Annotated in this window: 10 protein-coding genes; 9 read left to right on the plus strand and 1 reads right to left on the minus strand. The window is 41.6% G+C overall.

Translation table 11 applies throughout. The annotated features are described in order from the left end of the window. Window positions 1-429 precede the first annotated feature (429 nt). From QUA43_RS12425 to QUA43_RS12465, 9 genes are all read left to right on the plus strand, one after another. A complete protein-coding gene (locus QUA43_RS12425) occupies window positions 430-2,067 on the plus strand; it encodes an aromatic amino acid ammonia-lyase (protein ID WP_333374204.1) in 1,638 nt (545 codons plus the stop codon). A gap of 336 nt (window positions 2,068-2,403) precedes the next feature. Beyond that, window positions 2,404-2,736, plus strand: a complete 333-nt coding sequence (locus QUA43_RS12430) for a hypothetical protein (protein WP_333374206.1) — start codon at window positions 2,404-2,406, stop codon at window positions 2,734-2,736. A gap of 7 nt (window positions 2,737-2,743) precedes the next feature. Continuing rightward, window positions 2,744-4,306, plus strand: a complete 1,563-nt coding sequence (locus tag QUA43_RS12435) for a long-chain fatty acid--CoA ligase (RefSeq protein WP_333374208.1) — start codon at window positions 2,744-2,746, stop codon at window positions 4,304-4,306. Window positions 4,307-4,390: 84 nt separating this feature from the next. Further along, window positions 4,391-6,268 carry a thiamine pyrophosphate-dependent enzyme gene (locus tag QUA43_RS12440; protein WP_333374210.1) on the plus strand — a complete coding sequence of 626 codons (1,878 nt, stop codon included), beginning with the start codon at window positions 4,391-4,393 and terminating at the stop codon, window positions 6,266-6,268. A gap of 195 nt (window positions 6,269-6,463) precedes the next feature. Then, on the plus strand, window positions 6,464-7,495 hold the full coding sequence (locus QUA43_RS12445) for a 3-oxoacyl-ACP synthase III family protein (RefSeq protein WP_333374212.1): 1,032 nt from the start codon (window positions 6,464-6,466) through the stop codon (window positions 7,493-7,495). A gap of 150 nt (window positions 7,496-7,645) precedes the next feature. Beyond that, the gene (locus QUA43_RS12450; protein WP_333374213.1) at window positions 7,646-8,401 is read left to right on the plus strand and encodes an SDR family oxidoreductase; all 756 of its coding nucleotides are present in this window, start codon (window positions 7,646-7,648) and stop codon (window positions 8,399-8,401) included. A 237-nt stretch (window positions 8,402-8,638) separates the two neighbouring features. Next, entirely contained in the window at window positions 8,639-14,092 is a 5,454-nt protein-coding gene (locus tag QUA43_RS12455) for an AAA family ATPase (protein WP_333374215.1), read from the plus strand. A gap of 302 nt (window positions 14,093-14,394) precedes the next feature. Next, window positions 14,395-15,669, plus strand: a complete 1,275-nt coding sequence (locus QUA43_RS12460) for a response regulator (RefSeq protein WP_333374217.1) — start codon at window positions 14,395-14,397, stop codon at window positions 15,667-15,669. Window positions 15,670-15,919: 250 nt separating this feature from the next. Further along, on the plus strand, window positions 15,920-17,662 hold the full coding sequence (locus tag QUA43_RS12465; protein WP_333374219.1) for an EAL domain-containing protein: 1,743 nt from the start codon (window positions 15,920-15,922) through the stop codon (window positions 17,660-17,662). A 548-nt stretch (window positions 17,663-18,210) separates the two neighbouring features. Here QUA43_RS12465 and QUA43_RS12470 read toward each other — a convergent pair. Beyond that, a complete protein-coding gene (locus QUA43_RS12470; protein WP_333374221.1) occupies window positions 18,211-18,477 on the minus strand; it encodes a FeoC-like transcriptional regulator in 267 nt (88 codons plus the stop codon). Window positions 18,478-18,485 lie beyond the last annotated feature (8 nt).

The following is an 18,485-nucleotide window of genomic DNA, read 5'->3' on the forward strand; positions in this document are numbered from 1 at the left end:
TTGTCATTTAGTTATCGGTCAATAGCCCCAGTAACAGCCTACCAGCTTTAATAACTCAATCAATTATAACTCTGCCCGCATAATGTAGTGTCGGCGCAGTTTTATTTTGCCTTGAGCACAATAGACACCAACCGAATTTAAGCTTCCAGCCTTAACGCAATAAGGCTTGCAGGCTCATTATCGGTGATGTCTAGTGGCTGCGGCTTGTTTTACGAAACGAAAGGCAAGATTTGAATACAAATGGCAGAGTATGGTATCCAGTCATATTTCTCTGTCATTGAATTCAAAATAACATCCTGGTTTCGAGTGTGCTGTGACTAGAGTCACATTTGAGTGGCATCTGTTATCTATAAATTTAGGATCTAAGAAGTGTCAAGGAACTTAACAGAGCCGATTGCTCTAAAATTACCCAAATGGCCTGAGCCTAATTTGAGTAACGTAACTGTAGGGAATCGACGGCTGAGTGTAGAAGAAGTTGCCAGGGTTGCCCGCTGTGGAACCAGAGTTCGGTTGAATGATGAAAGGGATGTGGCGGAACGAGTGCAAGCATCCTGCGACTACATTGCGAATGCTGTCGAGTCGGGAAAGCCGATTTACGGAGTTACAACTGGCTTTGGTGGGATGGCCAATACAGCGATCGCGCCTGAAGAAGCCGCAAGCTTACAAAACAATTTAATTTGGTTTCTCAAAGCTGGTGCAGGGCCAAAGCTGCCCACAGCTTGCGTCCGCGCCGCCATGCTTTTGCGAATTAACTCCCACCTCCAGGGCGCTTCAGGAATTCGGCTAGAGTTAATTGAGCGGATGATCACATTTCTAAACGCAGGAGTCACACCTCACGTATGTGAATTGGGTTCGATCGGCGCTTCCGGCGATTTAGTTCCCCTAGCGCACATCACAGGCGCATTAATAGGTCTAGATGACAGTTTCACTGTTGATTTTAAGGGCCGAGAAATGTCAGCAATTCAAGCGCTAGAAATATTAGATTTACCAAGAATTGATCTGCTTCCCAAAGAAGGGCTAGCAATGACCAATGGTACATCTGTAATGACCGGCATTGCTGCCAACTGCGTCCGGGATTCGCAAGTAATACTTGCCTTGGCAATGGGTACTCATGCCTTGACAATCCAAGGATTAGGCGGAACCAATCAATCATTCCACCCCTTCATTCACAAGCTCAAGCCTCATTTTGGTCAAGTGTGGGCCGCTTCCCAAATGGTCGAACTCCTCGCAGGTTCCTGCTTGAATCGAGATGAGTTAGATGGTTCCCACGAGTCTCGCGGCGCTCATCCGATACAAGACCGTTATTCGCTCCGTTGTTTGCCTCAATATATGGGGCCTATTGTAGATGGAATAGCAGAAATTGCCCAGCAGATTGAAGTTGAAATTAACTCTGTTACTGACAACCCCTTAATCGATACTGAGAATCAAGCTAGCTATCACGGCGGCAATTTTCTGGGACAGTATGTTGGTGTGGGAATGGATCGTTTGCGGTACCTTTTAGGGCTGCTGGCTAAGCATTTAGATGTACAAATTGCGTTGTTAGCTGCACCTGAATTTAATAATGGTTTGTCGCCTTCTCTGGTTGGCAACACCAGCCGTAAGGTCAACATGGGATTAAAAGGTCTGCAAATAGCTGGAAATTCCATTATGCCACTATTGACTTTTTACGGAAACTCAATTGCTGACCGCTTTCCCACTCACGCTGAACAATTCAATCAGAATATCAATAGCCAAGGATTTGCTGCAGCTAATTTAGCTCGTCGCTCAATTGAATTGTTCCAGCAATATATGGCAATTTCCCTAATGTTTGCCGTCCAAGCGGTTGATTTGCGAACCCATCAAGTCGCCGGTCATTATGATGCACGGGAATGTTTGTCACCACTTAGCTTACCGCTATATGAGGCTGTGCGCGAAGTTGTGGGACAGCCGCCGAATGTTGAAAAATCTTACATTTGGAATGATAACGAGCAATCTTTAGATGTACACATTGCCATGATTGCTGCTGACATTGCACAGGAAGGACGAATTGTGCAAGCTGTGCATCAGATTTTATCAAGTTTGAAGTAGGAAGCAGAAAGGGAAGGGGAAGAATTTTTGTCAAAGATTTACATTATTTCATTCCCTTTTTCCCCTCTCATTTCCTATGTAATACCAATTTTAAAAAAGAATGCAACAGTATTCTTGTTCCCCCCCTTTGCAAGGGGGGGCTAGGGGGGGTCGAAGAGTGTTGCACGATTTTAGAGAAATGGTATAAAACAGGTCATTTGTAGCTAAGAACAGCCTGCAAAACGGTGGAAAAATGAGTTAAAAAGTTAACTCATTAAGAGCTGCTTGTCCCTTACACAAGCAGTTCCAATTTTGCGGCCGCAAACGATTGTTGAAGATTACTAGAAAGGCACAAAAATGGTTACTCACAATATTTCAGCTAACATCTCTGAAACTGCTTTTCAGCTAGATATTTACCCAAGTAAAAAAGCAGAGAGATTCTCAAATCAGCAACACTTTTTGATGGATACTGTTCGCCAGTGCGTCAAAGTCTATCAACTTGAACCGAAGAATTGGCAACAAATTTGTCAGGCAATTCATCCGGGTTGCGTGAGGGATAGTTCCTCAGAAAAGAAAGAGCGATCGAAAGATTTAGGTCGTGGTTTTCTATTTGTTTTAACGACGGTGCACCAGTGCATCCAAATCTTGAACACGAAACCTATTGTTTGGCAGCAATTTTACCGAGGATAAAATAGAGATGAACATTGCAGAGCATATCGAGAGAGGGTGTAGATTTTTTCCTCAGAAAACTGCGTTAATTTTTGAAGGTAAATCTTTTACTTACAAGCAGCTAAATCAATTAGCAAACTGCGCTGCTAATGGTTTGCAAGGCTTGGGGATTAAACGGGGAGATTGCGTCGCTCTCTTCCTGCCTAATATTCCAGAATTTGTCATCTCTTATCTGGGCATCTTAAAGATCGGAGCTGTAGCAGTTTCTATCAATGCGATGCTTAAAACCGATGAAGTTCGGTTTATTCTCAATGACTGCGCTGCTAAGATAGTAATTGCAACAGAATCATTGCGAGTGCAAGTGCCTGATGATGATTTAGCTTACCTTCAATACATTTTGATTGCTGAAGATGGAGTTATTAAGCCGCCGAGTGTGGTTGTTGACCATTCTTCTCATGTTTCACGAAGCAAGCTGAGTTTAAGCTGTAAAGAAATCAGTTTGTTACAACTGCTAGCAAATGCTTCTGCTGAAGCTAAAGCTATGGAAATGGAACCCACAGAAACCGCTGCAATTATCTATACATCTGGGACGACTGGTTTTCCTAAAGGCGCTGCGCTTTCTCATGGTAATGTGACTTCAAATATGCACTCTGTCAAGCACTGCTGCGGTATGAGGGCTGAAGATAGGTTACTTTTGTATTTACCTTTGTTTCACTGTTTCGGTCAGAATTTTATTCTGAATGCGGGATTAAATGCCTGTGCCACGATTGTGTTACAACGCCGATTTTATCCAGCAGAAGTGTTGGAGGTAACGGCTAGGGAGGGGATTACAATGTTTTTTGGAGTGCCGGCTGCCTTTGCCAAGCTGTTAGAAATGTCGCCGGATGAATGCAACTTTAACTCAGTACGCTATTATTTTAGCGCTGCTGCCAGAATGCCCTTGGAAGTTGTAGAGCAGTGGCAAGAACAGTATGGTCTGGTGATTCATGAAGGGTACGGTTTGACGGAAACTTCGCCTTTTTCTTGTTACAACCATTACTTAAAATATAAGCCTGGTTCGATTGGGATGCCAATTGATAATGTGGAAATGAAGGTAGTGGATAGTGAGGGTTCAGAAGTCGATGTTGGGGATGTTGGTGAGATTATTATTCGCGGGCCTAATGTGATGTCGAGCTATTGGAACCGCCCTGCTGAAACGGCCCAAGTTATGTCAAACGGTTGGTTTCATACTGGAGATTTGGGTCGGATGGATGAAGAGGGCTATTTCTACATTGTTGACCGCTTGAAGGACATGATCAATGTTTCTGGATTTAAGGTTTATCCGAGTGAATTGGAGCGGGTAATCTCTCAACATCCAGCAGTGGCGGAAGTGGCTATATGTGGCGTTTCTGACAGAGTAAAAGGTGAGAGCATTTTGGCGAATATTGTCCTTAATAATGGGCAAGTTGTCGCGCCAGAGGATGTGATTTCTTTCTGCTCAAAGCAGATAGCTGCTTACAAGGTTCCTCACCTTGTTCGCTTTGTTGATGCGCTTCCGAAAAATGCAACGGGCAAGGTTTTGAAAAGGGTCTTGCGCGAGGCGCATAGGTGATTGTAATTTGCTTGATAGAGGTTGACATTTGAATTTTACAATTCAAATGTCAATGGTTTTTTCTGAGTGGTTTTGGAGTGAAAAATGACAAACGTAAAAGGGATTTTAGCCACTGCACCTGTAGTTAGTAGGGATTCTGTAGTTAGCAGTCAGATGGAAACACCAGCGGTTTCTGTTGCTGAAGTGGTGGTTAAGGTCTTGGAGAACTTAGGAGTAGAGTATGCTTTTGGGGTTTCGGGAGGTGCGATCGCGCCTATCTGGGCGGCCTTGGAAAACAGTTCTATCAAGGTGATGCACTTTCGTCACGAAGCAGGTGCGGCTTTTGCGGCGATAGAAGCTTCGTTTGCTAGCGATCGTCCTGTTGCCGTATTTGCCACAACTGGTCCAGGCATCACGAATACTCTAACTGGGCTATTTGCCGCTCGTTGGGAAGGTGCAAAGGTAATATTTCTTTCTGCTTCTACTTCTCACGGGCTGCAAGGACGGTGGGCTTGCCAGGAAACCAGCCCCCACACCATGCCTGAAGGACTTTTGACTGCCGGAACTTTGTTTCATTATGCCGTAACTTTGGAATCTTCCGAACAACTTCCAGGAATGGCGCGTCGGCTCAACCAAGGAATTTCACAGTCTGGAGGTTTTGTCGCTCATATCAATATTACGACGACCATTCAAAAAAGCATGAGCAACGTTGCGCTACCGCTTGACGAAGAGAATTTCTCCCAATCTGTAGTTACTACCAGAAAGAAAGCTGTCAAGAAATGTGCCCAGTTGTTAACCCAAAAACGATTTGCAATTTGGGTAGGATTTGGGGCGCGGGGTGCAGCTAAAAAGATCCGCAAGTTAGCTAAAAAGACTGGAGCAGCGGTGATGTGTTCGCCGCGAGGGAAGGGAATTTTTCCCGAAGATCACCCGCAATTTGTCGGAGTGACGGGTTTAGGCGATCATTCCTCCGTGCTTACTTATATGCACGAATACTTGCCAGAACGGGTGTTGGTACTGGGAACTCGCTTGGGTGAGTTTACTTCATTCTGGAATCCGGCAATGGTTCCCCCTGAAGGATTTATTCACGTGGATCTCGATCCGCAAGTGCCGGGTACTGCCTATCCGCACGCCAAGACCATTTCTATTCAATCCGATGCAAAAATATTTCTCAAGAAACTGCTCAAACAGATCAAGAAACTGAGCAAGCAAAACGAGGAGCAAATGCTCAATTGTGCCAATAAATTGACATTAGAGGAATTCCCTCGCCCTCAACTCAAACCAATTGACCCTAGTACAAATGACTTAGTGCGGCCTGAAGTGCTGATGCAAGCACTTCAGCAGGAAATCGTTGAAGGTAGCGACGGTTTGGTGATGGCGGAACCGGGTAATTCCTTTGCTTGGGCAAGCAATATGCTGCGATTTAAGGTTCCTGGTCGTTACCGCACTACGACTGGATTTGCATCTATGGGTCACAACGTTACTGGAGTGATTGGAGCAACTGTGGCACTGCCAAAAAGAAAGGTTGAGAGTACCCAAAATCTAAGTCACAACGTTGCTGAAGTAATTGCAGCGACTGTGACTAATGGACCCAGGAAAGCAGTTGCCATTGTTGGTGATGGGGCGATGTTGATGAATAACGAGATCAGTACCGCTGTTCGATATCAAGTTCCTGCGGTTTGGATCGTTCTTAATGATGGTTGCTACAACATGGTTAACCAAGTTTTGCCACATCTAAGTTGTAAGGATTTAGTGCAGATTCCCCAAGCTGATTTCGTTCAATTTGCCCGATCGATGGGAGCAGATGGCATTCGGGTGGAAAGGGAGTCAGAGCTAGAGGCAGCGTTAAAAAAAGCTATGGAAGCGACTGCACCATTTGTGGTTGATGTGTGCATCGATCCGAGTCGAAAAGCCCCAACTGAAACTCGGATGAATAGTTTGAAAAATCAATCCCTGAAAGAAAAGGAGGAAAGTTATCTATAGCGTTTGTGGTTGATGTGTGTATCGCTCCGAGTCGGAAGGCACTAACTGAAGCTCGGAGCAAAAGTTGGAAAAATTAATGATTGAATTAAAAGGAGGAATCTGATGACAAATATACCTGTTGGAATTAAAGCTATTGCTGTTAGCTTTCCGAGCGGAGTACGCACCAACGATTATTGGAAAGAAAATTACCCCCAAATGGTGCAAGAAGCAGAGGAAAAAAATTTAGCAAAGCTATTTTCGGCTAGTGGTTCTACCCCTAGCAACGAATTTAGCAAAGCTATGATACCATATCTTAAAGATCCTTTTCGTGGCAGCATTGAGCGCAGGGTATTAGGCTCTGGTGAATCCTCGCTTACATTAGAATATCGTGCAGCAAAAGAAGCCCTTGAAGCTGCCAATCTTTCTCCAAACCAGCTAGATTTGATGTTAGTTGCCTCAATTTTTCCAGAAGAAATTGCACCTGGTAATGCGGCTTTTCTTGCCCATAAACTGGGATTTTTGGGCGCTGCCTGGAACATCGAATCAACTTGTTCAAGTGCTTTAGTCGCGCTTCAAAGTGCCTATGCAATGGTACAAGCAGGGCTGTACTGTAACGTACTCGTTGTTGTCTCGAATACTTATACTCGCTTTGCTGACGAGAAAGATACTTTTTCCTGGTTTCTCGGTGACGGTGCTGGTGCTGTAGTAGTTAGTCAACTTAAAGCTAATCAAGGTATCCTCGGCACTAAAATTTTGAATACTGGCAATACCTGCGGTGCTTTCTTTAACGAATTCACTGTGGATGAACAAAGCAATGTAAGGATGTGGATACGAGCTGGTAAGGATGCAGGTCAGGCATTAAGTAATAGTTCGGAGTTTATTCGTACTTGCTGTCAAGGTGCGGTTTCTGCTGCTGGATTGACGCTCGATCAAATCAAATTCTTTGCCTTCAATACCCCTACTGCTTGGTATGCAGATGTCTGCGCGAACGTGCTAAATATCGATCCACAGCGCATCATCAATCTTAATCCTAAGTACGCAAATATTGGAGCAGCCTTTCCCTTTGTTAATCTCTACCACGCTGCCGAATCGGGTAGGATTCGCGAAAACGATTTAGTTGTCGTTTATACCTTGGGAACTTCATCGAGTGCTGGTGCAATGGTAATGCGTTGGGGAGAGGTTGCACTTGGCCCAGTGCCTGCTTCGTCACAAAGCCAAATAAAAGTTGCTCTAACGACAGGTATTTGATGAAGTTTTAAAGTGAAGTATTTGCCAGCAAAATAATTTGTAATTTTGTGTAAATGCTTCACTCTCTCCCGGAGGCTTGAAAAAAGTCTCACAGTCTAGTTTCTACTACATTTCCAAATTTTTATTCATCAATAACAAGGAGTTCAATAAATGTTCTACTCAAGAGAGTTTGAAGGCAAAGTCGCGTTGGTTACTGGAGGATCTTCTGGTATAGGTAAGGCAACAGCATTCGCATTTGCTTGGGCTGGAGCAAACGTGGTAGTTGCTAGTCGCCGAGTGGCTGAAGGACAGCAAACAGTACATGAAATTTGTGAGCGAGGTGGCGATGCCATTTTTGTAAAAACTGATGTATCTAAGGCTACTGAAGTCGAAGCATTAGTTAATAAAACTATGGATGTTTATGGGCGCTTAGACTGCGCTTTCAACAACGCAGGTGTTACGATGATAGCTTCGCTTACCGACTCCTCAGAAACAGAGTGGGATGACATCGTTAACGTGAACCTCAAAGGGACGTGGCTTTGTCTCAAGTATGAAATCCCAGTGATGCTAAAACAGAGTGGAGGTGCTATTGTCAATATGGCTTCCATTGCTGGTATGGTTGGCACAGCAGGCATTTCTATCTACTCAGCCAGCAAAGGCGGAGTTACTGCTTTATCTAAAGCGGCTGCGATTGAGTATGCTAACAGTGGAATTCGCATCAATACCGTCAGCCCTGCTATCATCAAAACTGGTATCTTAGATAACCTCCCTATCGATCGACTTGCTCCTCTTGAAGCAGGACATCCAATAGGCCGTATCGGTCAGCCAGAGGAGGTTGCCAATGCTGTTACGTGGCTATGTTCTGATAAAGCTTCGTTCGTTACGGGACATAACATGGTGATTGACGGCGGATACACCGCTCAGTAGGGTAAATGCCCCAAAAGACGAGAGCGATGGTTAAAAGTCCCTCTCGCTTTTGTATACATTCTTCTTAACAAATCTATGCTATCTAGCACTATACTTTCATACCCCTACCTCACTTATCTGAAAATGCTGTATTCTATGTCACATAACTTTTGTAGAAGTTTGTGCTACGTTTATTGGTTGTATGGGTGCTGTTTTTACTCGACAGTCTGATTATCAAAAAATTGCACAGCTAAAATTATGCTAAAACTCAACGGCTACCAACTTTTTAAACCCATTTACGAAGGCTTCAAAACCGTTATTTATCAAGCCGAACGATCCTCAGATAATACTCCAGTAATTATCAAAACTCTCAGAGCCGAATATCCCACCCTAGAAGAAATTGCCCGCCTCCGACATGAATACAATATCCTTCAAAGTTTAAAAATAGAAAAAATTATTAAACCGATTGAAATAACGAACTACCAACATAGTTTAGTTTTGGTTTTAGAATACTTTGAGTCTCAGTCATTAAAAAATTTTTTTAATGAAGAAAAACTTGAATTAAAACAATTCCTAAATATTTCTATTCAGATAGCAGAAATTTTAGCCCAACTGCACCATAATCACGTAATTCATAAAGATATTAAGCCGCAAAATATTATTATAAATCCTCAAAGCAAGCAAATAAAAATTATCGACTTCAGCATTGCTAGCAGTTTGGAAAGAGAAACCCAAAGCCCAATGAATCCCAACTGCATTGAAGGCACTCTTGCTTATATGTCCCCAGAACAAACTGGGAGAATGAACCGCACCCTTGACTATCGCACTGACTTTTATTCCTTGGGTGTCACATTCTACGAGATGTTGACGGGTCAATTGCCTTTCAATTCACTAGATCCAATGGAATTGATACATTGCCACATCGCAAAAAACCCCATTCCACTCCACCAACGCAATCCAGAATTACCAATAACCATAGCGAATATTGTCACAAAATTGCTGGCTAAAAATGCTGAAGATAGATATCAAAGTGCCTTGGGATTAAAAGCTGATTTAGAAGAATGCTTGACGCAACTGCAAACGACAGGAAAAATTGAAGACTTTATTCCGGGTAAAGTGGATAAAACTGGACAATTCCTGATTCCGCAAAAACTATACGGACGGGAAGCGGAAGTGGAAACTCTCTTACAAGCCTTTGAGCGGGTCAGCTTAGGGCAAAGCGAAATGATGTTAGTTTCTGGTTATTCTGGCATTGGCAAAACTTGCGTAATTCAGGAAATTCACAAACCAATTGTTCGGCAAAGGGGATATTTTATTAGCGGTAAGTTCGATCAATTTAAGCGAGATATTCCTTATGCCGCTATTACTCAGGCTTTGCAAGAACTGATTCGGCAGATATTGACACAAAATTATGACGAAATTGCTGTTTGGAAAGAGAAACTGCTTGTAGCTTTAGGCGAAAATGGGCAAATTATTATTGACGTTATTCCAGAAGTGGAACTGATTCTCGGCAAACAGCCTGAAGTTTCTCAATTAGGGCCGACAGAAACCCAAAACCGTTTCAATCGTATATTTCAGCAATTCATTTACGTTTTTGCTCAACCCTCACATCCCCTAGTCTTGTTTCTTGATGACTTACAATGGGCAGATTTAGCTTCTCTAAATGTAATCGAACAGTTAATGACGGACTCGGATAGTCATTACCTGTTAATGATTGGTGCCTATCGAGATAATGAAGTGAGTCCAGTTCACCCGACTATTCAAACTTTAGAAAAAATTGAGAAAGCTGGTTCTCCTGTGAATAATGTTGTTTTGCAACCCTTAGATATTATTCATGTCAGTCACTTAGTAGGCGATACCTTGAGCGAGGTTGCTATAAACGGCAACCGCATTTTCGAGCTATCTGAATTATTATATAATAAAACTCAAGGAAATCCATTTTTTTTAACGCAGCTATTTAAAACTTTAGCCTCAGAAAAATTATTAAGTTTTAATTTTGAATTAAATCAGTGGCAATGGAGCATTGAGAAGATTCAAAGCTTAGGAATTACCGACTTCAATGTAGTCGAACTGGTAGCTAGGAATATTCGTAAATTGCCAGATAATACCCAGCAAATTCTGAGATTAGCAGCTTGTATTGGCAGCCGATTTAATTTGGACATTTTGGCGATTGTCAATGAGAAATCTTCTCGCGATACTACCGAAGACTTGTGGTCAGCTTTGCAAGCAGGTTTAATTTTGCCTATGAGTAATGATTATAAACTACCACTATTAGTTCGAGAAATAAATAAGAGTATGCTGCTGTTTAATGAAACGAGAATTGCTTACAAATTTTTACACGATAGGGTGCAGCAAGCTGCTTATTCTTTGATTCCTGATGCCCAGAAAAAAGCAACTCATTTGAAAATCGGTAATCTCTTGTTTAATAAAACAGATAAATCAGTCTTAGAAAACAATATTTTTGATATTGTTAATCAATTGAATATGGGGGTGGAACTGATTACCGAAGAATTAAAAAGAAATGAATTAGTTCATCTGAATTTAATAGCTGGACGCAAAGCTAAGGCAGCAAATGCTTATGAAGCATCTAATAGGTATTTGAAGATAGCGTTAGAGCTTTTGCCAGAAAATAGTTGGCAGAGCTATTATAAGTTGGCGCTAGAAACTTATATGGAAGCAACGGAAGTAGAATATCTCAATACTAATTTTGAAGAAGCCCAAAAACTATCAGAAATTTTACTAAAAGAAGCAAATGAAACTTTAATAAAAGTTAAAGTTTATGAACTAAAAATCCCATTTTATTTGTCTCAAAAACAGCCGCAAGCATCCATAGATATTGCTTTGCAAACTCTGAAATTTTTAGGAGTTCACCTCCCTTCCCAACCAACTAAAGTAAATGTTTTAATAGAGCTAATCAGCACTAAACTAGCCCTAAATAGCAAAGTAATTGCTGATTTAGCCAACTTGACCACAATGAATGACCCCTATAAGATAGCAACCATGCGGATATTAATGGCTGTCATTCCAGCAGCTTTTAATGCAAATCCGGTTCTCTTTCCATTAGCTGTATTTAAAATGGTTACTCTGTCTCTAAAATATGGGAGATCGCCTCTATCTGCTTTTGGATATGTAAGCTATGGCTTAATCTTATGTGGCGTATTAGGAGATATTAATGAGGGTTATAAATTCGGAAAATTAGCCCTGGAATTGTCAGACCAAATTGATAGCAGAGAAATAAAAGCTAAAGTATATTTTGCATTCAACAATTTTATTAGACATTGGAAAGAACACATTAGAGAGACAATTAACTCGTTCCTTGAAGGATTTCAAAGTGGACTTTCAATTGGGGATATAGAATATGCCTGTTATTCTCTCGCTTTTTATACTAATAACAGATTTTGGATTGGGGAACATCTAGAGAATGTTTTAAAAATTCAAAAACAATCTATTAATGTTATCGAAAAATATCAACAAAAAATTCTTAAAGGCCACCTAGAAATATGGAATAAGCTAGTTTTAAATTTTATTGAGATATCTGAAGATGTTTTAGATCGAGAGGAAGTTAATGAATTAGAAAAATTAAGTTGTTTCATAAAAGAAAACGATACTAGAGGAATCACAAACTGTTATTTGTCAAAACTTATTTATTTATATTTTTTTTCAAATCCTGTTCGAGCAATCGAAAATGCTAAGTCATTAGAAAGATATGTCGAAGGAATGAGTGGGTCGATAGAAATTGCCCAGCACAACTTCTACTACTCTCTAGCCCTCCTTGCTCACTATCCAGCCACCACCAAAACCGAACAAAAACAATACCTGAAAAAAGTAGCTACCCATCAAAAACAAATGAAAACATGGGCGCACCACGCCCCCATGAACTTCCAGCACAAATACGAACTCGTAGAAGCCGAAAAAGCGCGAGTATTAGGACAAAACGAGACAGCAATAACCTACTACGAACGAGCCATTTCAGGAGCCAAAGAACAAGGTTTTATCCAAGAAGAAGCCCTCGCCAACGAACGCGCTGCCGAATTTTACCTCGCTCTCGGTAGAGAAAAAGTCGCCAAAACCTACATGACCGAAGCCTATTACTGCTACATTCGCTGGGGAGCGATCGCTAAAGTCAGACACCTAGAAGAAACATATCCCCATCTCATCTCCCGCACGCAACAGCCTGAGACTATCAGCCTCGACCCCATTAGCACAACCACCTCAAACTGGACGACAACCTCTACTTCCAGCAATTCAACAGCACTTGACCTCGATACAATTATGAAAGCAGCGCAGGCGTTATCTGGGGAAATTGTTCTCAGCGAACTGCTAAATAAATTAATGACTATTGTCATAGAAAATGCCGGAGCTACTGGCGGCTCATTGCTCACCAAACCAACTTTTTCATCTAACCAAAGTGAGAATCAGTGGGTGATTTCAGCCACCGGCATAGTGGAAGGTAACGACCTCACCGTATTGACCAATCCTCAACAACCAGAAGAGGAAACTATTTCCGTTCTTCTCCTAGAAAATGCAGTTCCAACCGCGATTATCAACTACGTTGCTCGCACTAAAGAAACAGTCGTTTTAAACGATGCCAGCCACGAAGGAATCTTTAAAAAAGACCCCTATATCCAACAAAATCAGCCCAAATCAATCTTGTGTACACCCCTGCTCAATCAAGGTCAACTTACAGGGATTATCTATCTCGAAAATAACTTAACCACCGTTGCATTTACCGCTGACAGACTCACAGTCTTACAAATGCTATCGGGACAAGCTGCGATCGCTATTACCAATGCCCAACTCTACGCAGAAGTCAATCAACTCAACCAAAACTTAGAACAAGCCAACCAACAACTTGCAGCATATTCGGAAACCCTAGAACAAAAAGTTGAAGAACGAACTGCCGAATTAAAAATAGCTCAAAAACAAATAGTAGCCTCAGAAAAACTCGCCTCCCTCGGAGCCCTCACCGCAGGTGTTGCCCACGAAATCCGCAACCCCCTCAACTTCGTCACTTCTCTTGCTACACTCTCAGAAGACTTAACATCTGAAATCGCAGAAGCAATAGACCGCCAATCCCAAAACTTAGAGTCAGAAGCCCTAGAATTAATTAACGAAAACCTCACTTATCTTAAGCGCAACGTATCAGAAATTAACGAACAAGGACAACGGGCAAATAGCATTATTCAAAGTATGCTAATGCACGCTCGCAGCGAGGGCAGTAGCCGCCAAAAAACCGACATCAACGCCCTCGTCGCTCAATCCCTACAATTAGCTTACCACAGTATCCGTGCCAAAGATAAAACCTTCAACCTTACCATTGAAACCGACTATGACACATCAATTGAAGAACTAGATGTCGCCTTTTCTGACCTCAGCCGCGCTTTAATTAACATCATTGATAATGCTTGCTATGCCTCTTATATTAAACAATCTAAAATGACCGCAGATTTCCATCCCACAGTTTCTGTTACCACTAAAAATATAGGCACTGCAATAGAAATCCGCATTCGTGACAATGGCATCGGCATTCCCAAAGAAAATCAACAAAAAATATTCCTCCCTTTCTTCACTACTAAGCCTCCCGGACAGGGAACCGGTTTAGGTTTATCCATCACTCATGATATCATTGTTGGACAACACCGAGGCAATTTGGAAGTGCAAACAGAACCCGAAAATTACACCGAATTTATCATTACTTTGCCCAAAAGTTAAATATATTTGGCGCACGATAGAGGCGTTCAAACATTACATTAGTAACTTTACTCGAAGGTTGAAACCACTTCTACACAAACCAAGCCCACCTTTACGGGTTAAAATTATACAGTAAATTTTAAGTATATCCACTTAATTAAACGTAAAATACGGATGAATAAAAAGCTGATTACATAAGTATTCTTCCTTTTTCCTGACTACATCCTCATTAATAAATTTAATCCTTTACAAATTTTAAACAACGCGCTATATTAACCTAATGACCCTAGTTATTTCTACCATAGGATACAGGATAACTCCCCATGACAGCCAAAATCCTAGTCGTCGATGATGAACAACTTTTAGAATACGTCATTCAACAAAGATTCCGGCAAAAAATTCGGGTCAAAGAATTTGAATTTGTATTTGCTCATAATGGCAGGGAAGCATTAGAAAAAATAGCAGAACATCCACCCTTCGATTTAGTGCTAACAGATATTAATATGCCCGAAATGGACGGGCTAACTTTACTAGAAAAGCTCTCAGAAATAGACAAGACATTAAAAGCAGTCGTCATCTCCGCCTATGGAGATATGCAAAACATTAGAACTGCCATGAACCGGGGAGCTTTTGACTTTTTAACCAAACCCATTGATTTTCAGGACATGGAAATCACCATCCAAAGAGCCTTAGAAACTGTTAAACAAGTCAGACAGAACTTAACAGAACTTCAAGATGTGCAAACCCAACTCATTCAAAACGAAAAAATGGCTTCCGTCGGTCAGTTGGTAGCCGGAGTTGCCCATGAAATTAACAATCCAATTAGCTTCATTTTAGGAAACGTTGAACACGCCGAAAACTACTTTCAAGAATTGATAACTGCCCTCAACATTTATCAAAAACACTGCTCTCTAAATAATCCAGAAGTACAAACCCAAATTGAGGCTCTTGACCTCCCTTTTATCTTAGAAGACTTGCCGCAATTGCTCAATTCTATGAAAGAAGGAACAGAGCGCATTCGGGGAATCAGTATTTCTCTGAGAACTTTTTCGCGGGCAGATAGTACATCTAAAGTTCGTTTTAATATCCATGAAGGAATTGATAGTAGCTTATTAATTTTGAGACATCGGCTCAAAGCAAATGAGGGTAAACCCGAAATTCAAGTGATAAAAGACTACGGCAAATTCCCCCCATTAGAGTGTTACCCCGGACAGTTAAATCAGGTGTTTTTAAATATCATTGCTAATGCCATTGACGCCTTGGAAGAGTGGAATGTAGGGCGGAGTCGCGATGAAATTAAGGCTAATCCTAATAAAATTACGATTCGCACTTTCCTTACCGATGAGAGCGAAAAGATTATCAACGATCATTTAACTTCTCATGTTATAATTTCTATTGCTGATAATGGGATAGGAATGACAGAAGAAGTGAAACAGCGGGTATTTAGCCACTTATTTACTACAAAATCTGTGGGTAAAGGGACGGGATTGGGTTTATCAATTTCACGGTCTATTGTTGAAGAAAAACACGGGGGATGGCTCAGTTGTAACTCTGCACCTGGAGAGGGAACTGAATTTATTATTGAAATTCCCACTTAAGGGCTGGGAACTAATAAAATCAAGACTTACCCACGTCTAGGCTAGAAACCAGGTTTCTTCGTAGGTATTTAGTGAAAATTTTCAATTTACCAGAGAAACCCGATCGAGAAGCGTAAGTCATAAAATGATAAATTTGCTGTAGTAACAGTGCTTCCATGCCTGCCCTAAACTTACTTACGGTGCAACCAAAGGCGAATCACTTCTCCAAGCAAATTAAATTTCTGGATAATTGTTAAGCAGGAGCAATTACATGACAGCTAAAATCTTAGTAATTGATGACGAACCACTTTTAGAATATGTAATCCTTCAGCTATTTCGGCATCAAATCAGCAGTCAAGAATTTGAGTTTGATTTTGCAATTAATGGAATCCAAGCTTTAGATAAACTGCAAGCTAATGGCGACTTTGACTTGATACTAACTGATATTAGTATGCCCGAAATGGACGGTTTAACTTTGCTAGAGAACCTGCCAGCTATTGACCCGACGCTCAAAGCTGTAGTGGTTTCAGCTTACGGGGATATGCCAAATATTAGAACAGCGATGAATCGGGGTGCTTTTGATTTTTTAACGAAGCCGATTGATTTTGATGACTTAAAAATTACAATTAATAAAACTTTAGATTTTGTGCGACTTGCTAGGGAAAAAGAGCAGCAACTTGCTACAGCAAATGAACAAATCCACTACCAAGCATTTTACGACGAGCTGACGGGTTTGCCTAACCGTAATTTGCTTTTAAAGGAGATGCGTAGCGGCATAAATACTATCATAGAACCCGGTCATCTAGAAGCTATTTTATTTCTAGCTCTTAACCGCTATCAAATTGTTAAATATGGCTTGGGCCATTCTAGAGGAGAACAGTTGCTAGTAGAAGTAGCGCGACGTTTAGAGGCTTGCGCTCTGAATGCAAATCTTATAGCAAGAGTAGGAGAAGATGAGTTTGCGATTTGGCTGGCAGATATTACTAATTCTCAGTTAGCTTTAGATGCAGCACAACGCATCCGCCAAGCATTAGAAATGCCGTCTAATTTGAATGGAACTGCGGTTTTTTCTAGCGTTAGTATTGGCATTGCTTTAGGTGCAATTGGCACAGAAGAACCCGAAGATTTGTTGCGGGCGGCTGACGCGGCTAGACATGAGGCTTTTGTTAGGGGTGCTGGTAATGCTGTTGTATTTAATGTTGATATGCAGTCGCGAGCTTTAGAGCAACTCCAGTTAGAAACTGACTTGCAAAATGCAATTAATTTGCAACAGTTTTACCTTAATTATCAACCGATTGTATCTTTTACAACTGGTCAAATAGTGGGATTTGAAGCTTTGGTAAGATGGCGGCATCCTTCACGGGGGTTGGTTTCTCCGAGCGAGTTTATTCCTGTAGCGGAAAGAACGGGTTTGATAGTGGCGTTAGGGGAGTGGGTACTGTCGGAAGCTGTGGCTTGTTTAAGTCAATGGAAGTTGCAATTCCCTGACTACTTGCCTTTAAATATGAGTGTAAATTTATCGGGAATTCAGCTATTTGCTCCTAATTTGTTACCGCTGTTAGACTCACTACTGCGAGTGCATAATTTAAAGGGCGAATTTTTGAAGTTAGAGATTACTGAGAGTGTTTTAATGGAAAATGCTTCGGCGGCGGCTGGAGTGCTAGAACTATTAAAAGCTCGGAAGATTAAGGTTTGTTTGGATGATTTCGGCACGGGGTATTCAAATTTATCTTACTTACAATTGCTGCCAATTGATACTCTCAAAATTGACCGCTCTTTTGTTTGCTGCATGGAGGAAGGCGGAAAAAATTTGGCTTTGGTAGGGGCGATTTTAAATCTGGCGAGTTCTTTGGAATTAGAGGTAATTGCGGAAGGGGTGGAGACGGAAGAGCAACTAATTATGCTCCGTTCTTTGGGATGTAATTCCTATCAAGGCTACTTTTTTTCGCGGCCTTTGGAGGAGGAAGGGGCTGTTGCTATGTTGCGTGCTGCAACGCTCTTCAACGATTCTTAAACTGCCGATATTTCAAGACCGACTAATACACCCTATGTCTGGTTTATTAAGTACAGTATCAGCACAGGGCAAACGCATCTAAATTGCCGGGAGAATAGTAGTAGTGTTTTGAGGAATAGCCACCGCTATCGGCAGTCAAATCTCTTTTCAATAAACTACAGCTATCGATAATAGTCGCAACAAGCACGGTAAAATTCCCGCTTGTTGACATGATGCGTTTGCCCTGCACCCAAGAAGCCGCTTGTTTGTGCCATAGTTAAGACAGTTGCTTGAATTGAATATCAGTTAGCTATTTGATTAGAGGAGACGGCATTGCCGTTTCCCTACCGCAAAATAATCATGAACTCGCGAGGAGGATACGGCAATGCCGTTTCCCTACCCCGGTTAATTGTAGGGAAACGGCATTGCCGTAAGCTGTTGCGGCATTTAAATTGTATGTCAAAAAAAATTAAAGTCTTGTGGGGTGTCCCGCCCGCCCTGAATATACAATTTAAATGCGCGACAGCTTATCCTGATTTCTGAAGTCCTTACTACAAACTTAATATCACTTAATGGCAAGTTGCAGAAACTGGCTCTTTTGCTGACACCGACTCGCCAGGATTTACCCATACATAAATCTCCGTTGTATCGTCGGCGCAACTGCCACACCCGCCGCACTTTTTGGCTTCTGCCATTTTGCTAATTCTGCCTTTGCGAATTAGGCGATTTAACATTCCGCGCAAAGCATCAGCATCCATGCGAAAGTGGATTTTTAGATCCGCGATGGAGACTCTATTGTTGTCAGCAATAAATTTTTGGATGTCGCTTAAAATCATGGCTTTTC

This window comes from Microcoleus sp. N9_B4, assembly GCF_036701635.1.
Classification (GTDB): Bacteria; Cyanobacteriota; Cyanobacteriia; order Cyanobacteriales; family Microcoleaceae; genus Microcoleus.

Bases quoted from the DNA above. Each gene is read 5' to 3' on its own strand.
- QUA43_RS12435 (WP_333374208.1), top strand. From the start codon at position 2,744: ATGAACATTGCAGAGCATATCGAGAGAGGGTGTAGATTTTTTCCTCAG.
- QUA43_RS12430 (WP_333374206.1), top strand. From the start codon at position 2,404: ATGGTTACTCACAATATTTCAGCTAACATCTCTGAAACTGCTTTTCAG.
- QUA43_RS12455 (WP_333374215.1), top strand. From the start codon at position 8,639: ATGCTAAAACTCAACGGCTACCAACTTTTTAAACCCATTTACGAAGGC.
- QUA43_RS12465 (WP_333374219.1), top strand. From the start codon at position 15,920: ATGACAGCTAAAATCTTAGTAATTGATGACGAACCACTTTTAGAATAT.
- QUA43_RS12450 (WP_333374213.1), top strand. From the start codon at position 7,646: ATGTTCTACTCAAGAGAGTTTGAAGGCAAAGTCGCGTTGGTTACTGGA.
- QUA43_RS12470 (WP_333374221.1), bottom strand. From the start codon at position 18,477: ATGATTTTAAGCGACATCCAAAAATTTATTGCTGACAACAATAGAGTC.
- QUA43_RS12445 (WP_333374212.1), top strand. From the start codon at position 6,464: ATGGTGCAAGAAGCAGAGGAAAAAAATTTAGCAAAGCTATTTTCGGCT.
- QUA43_RS12440 (WP_333374210.1), top strand. From the start codon at position 4,391: ATGACAAACGTAAAAGGGATTTTAGCCACTGCACCTGTAGTTAGTAGG.
- QUA43_RS12460 (WP_333374217.1), top strand. From the start codon at position 14,395: ATGACAGCCAAAATCCTAGTCGTCGATGATGAACAACTTTTAGAATAC.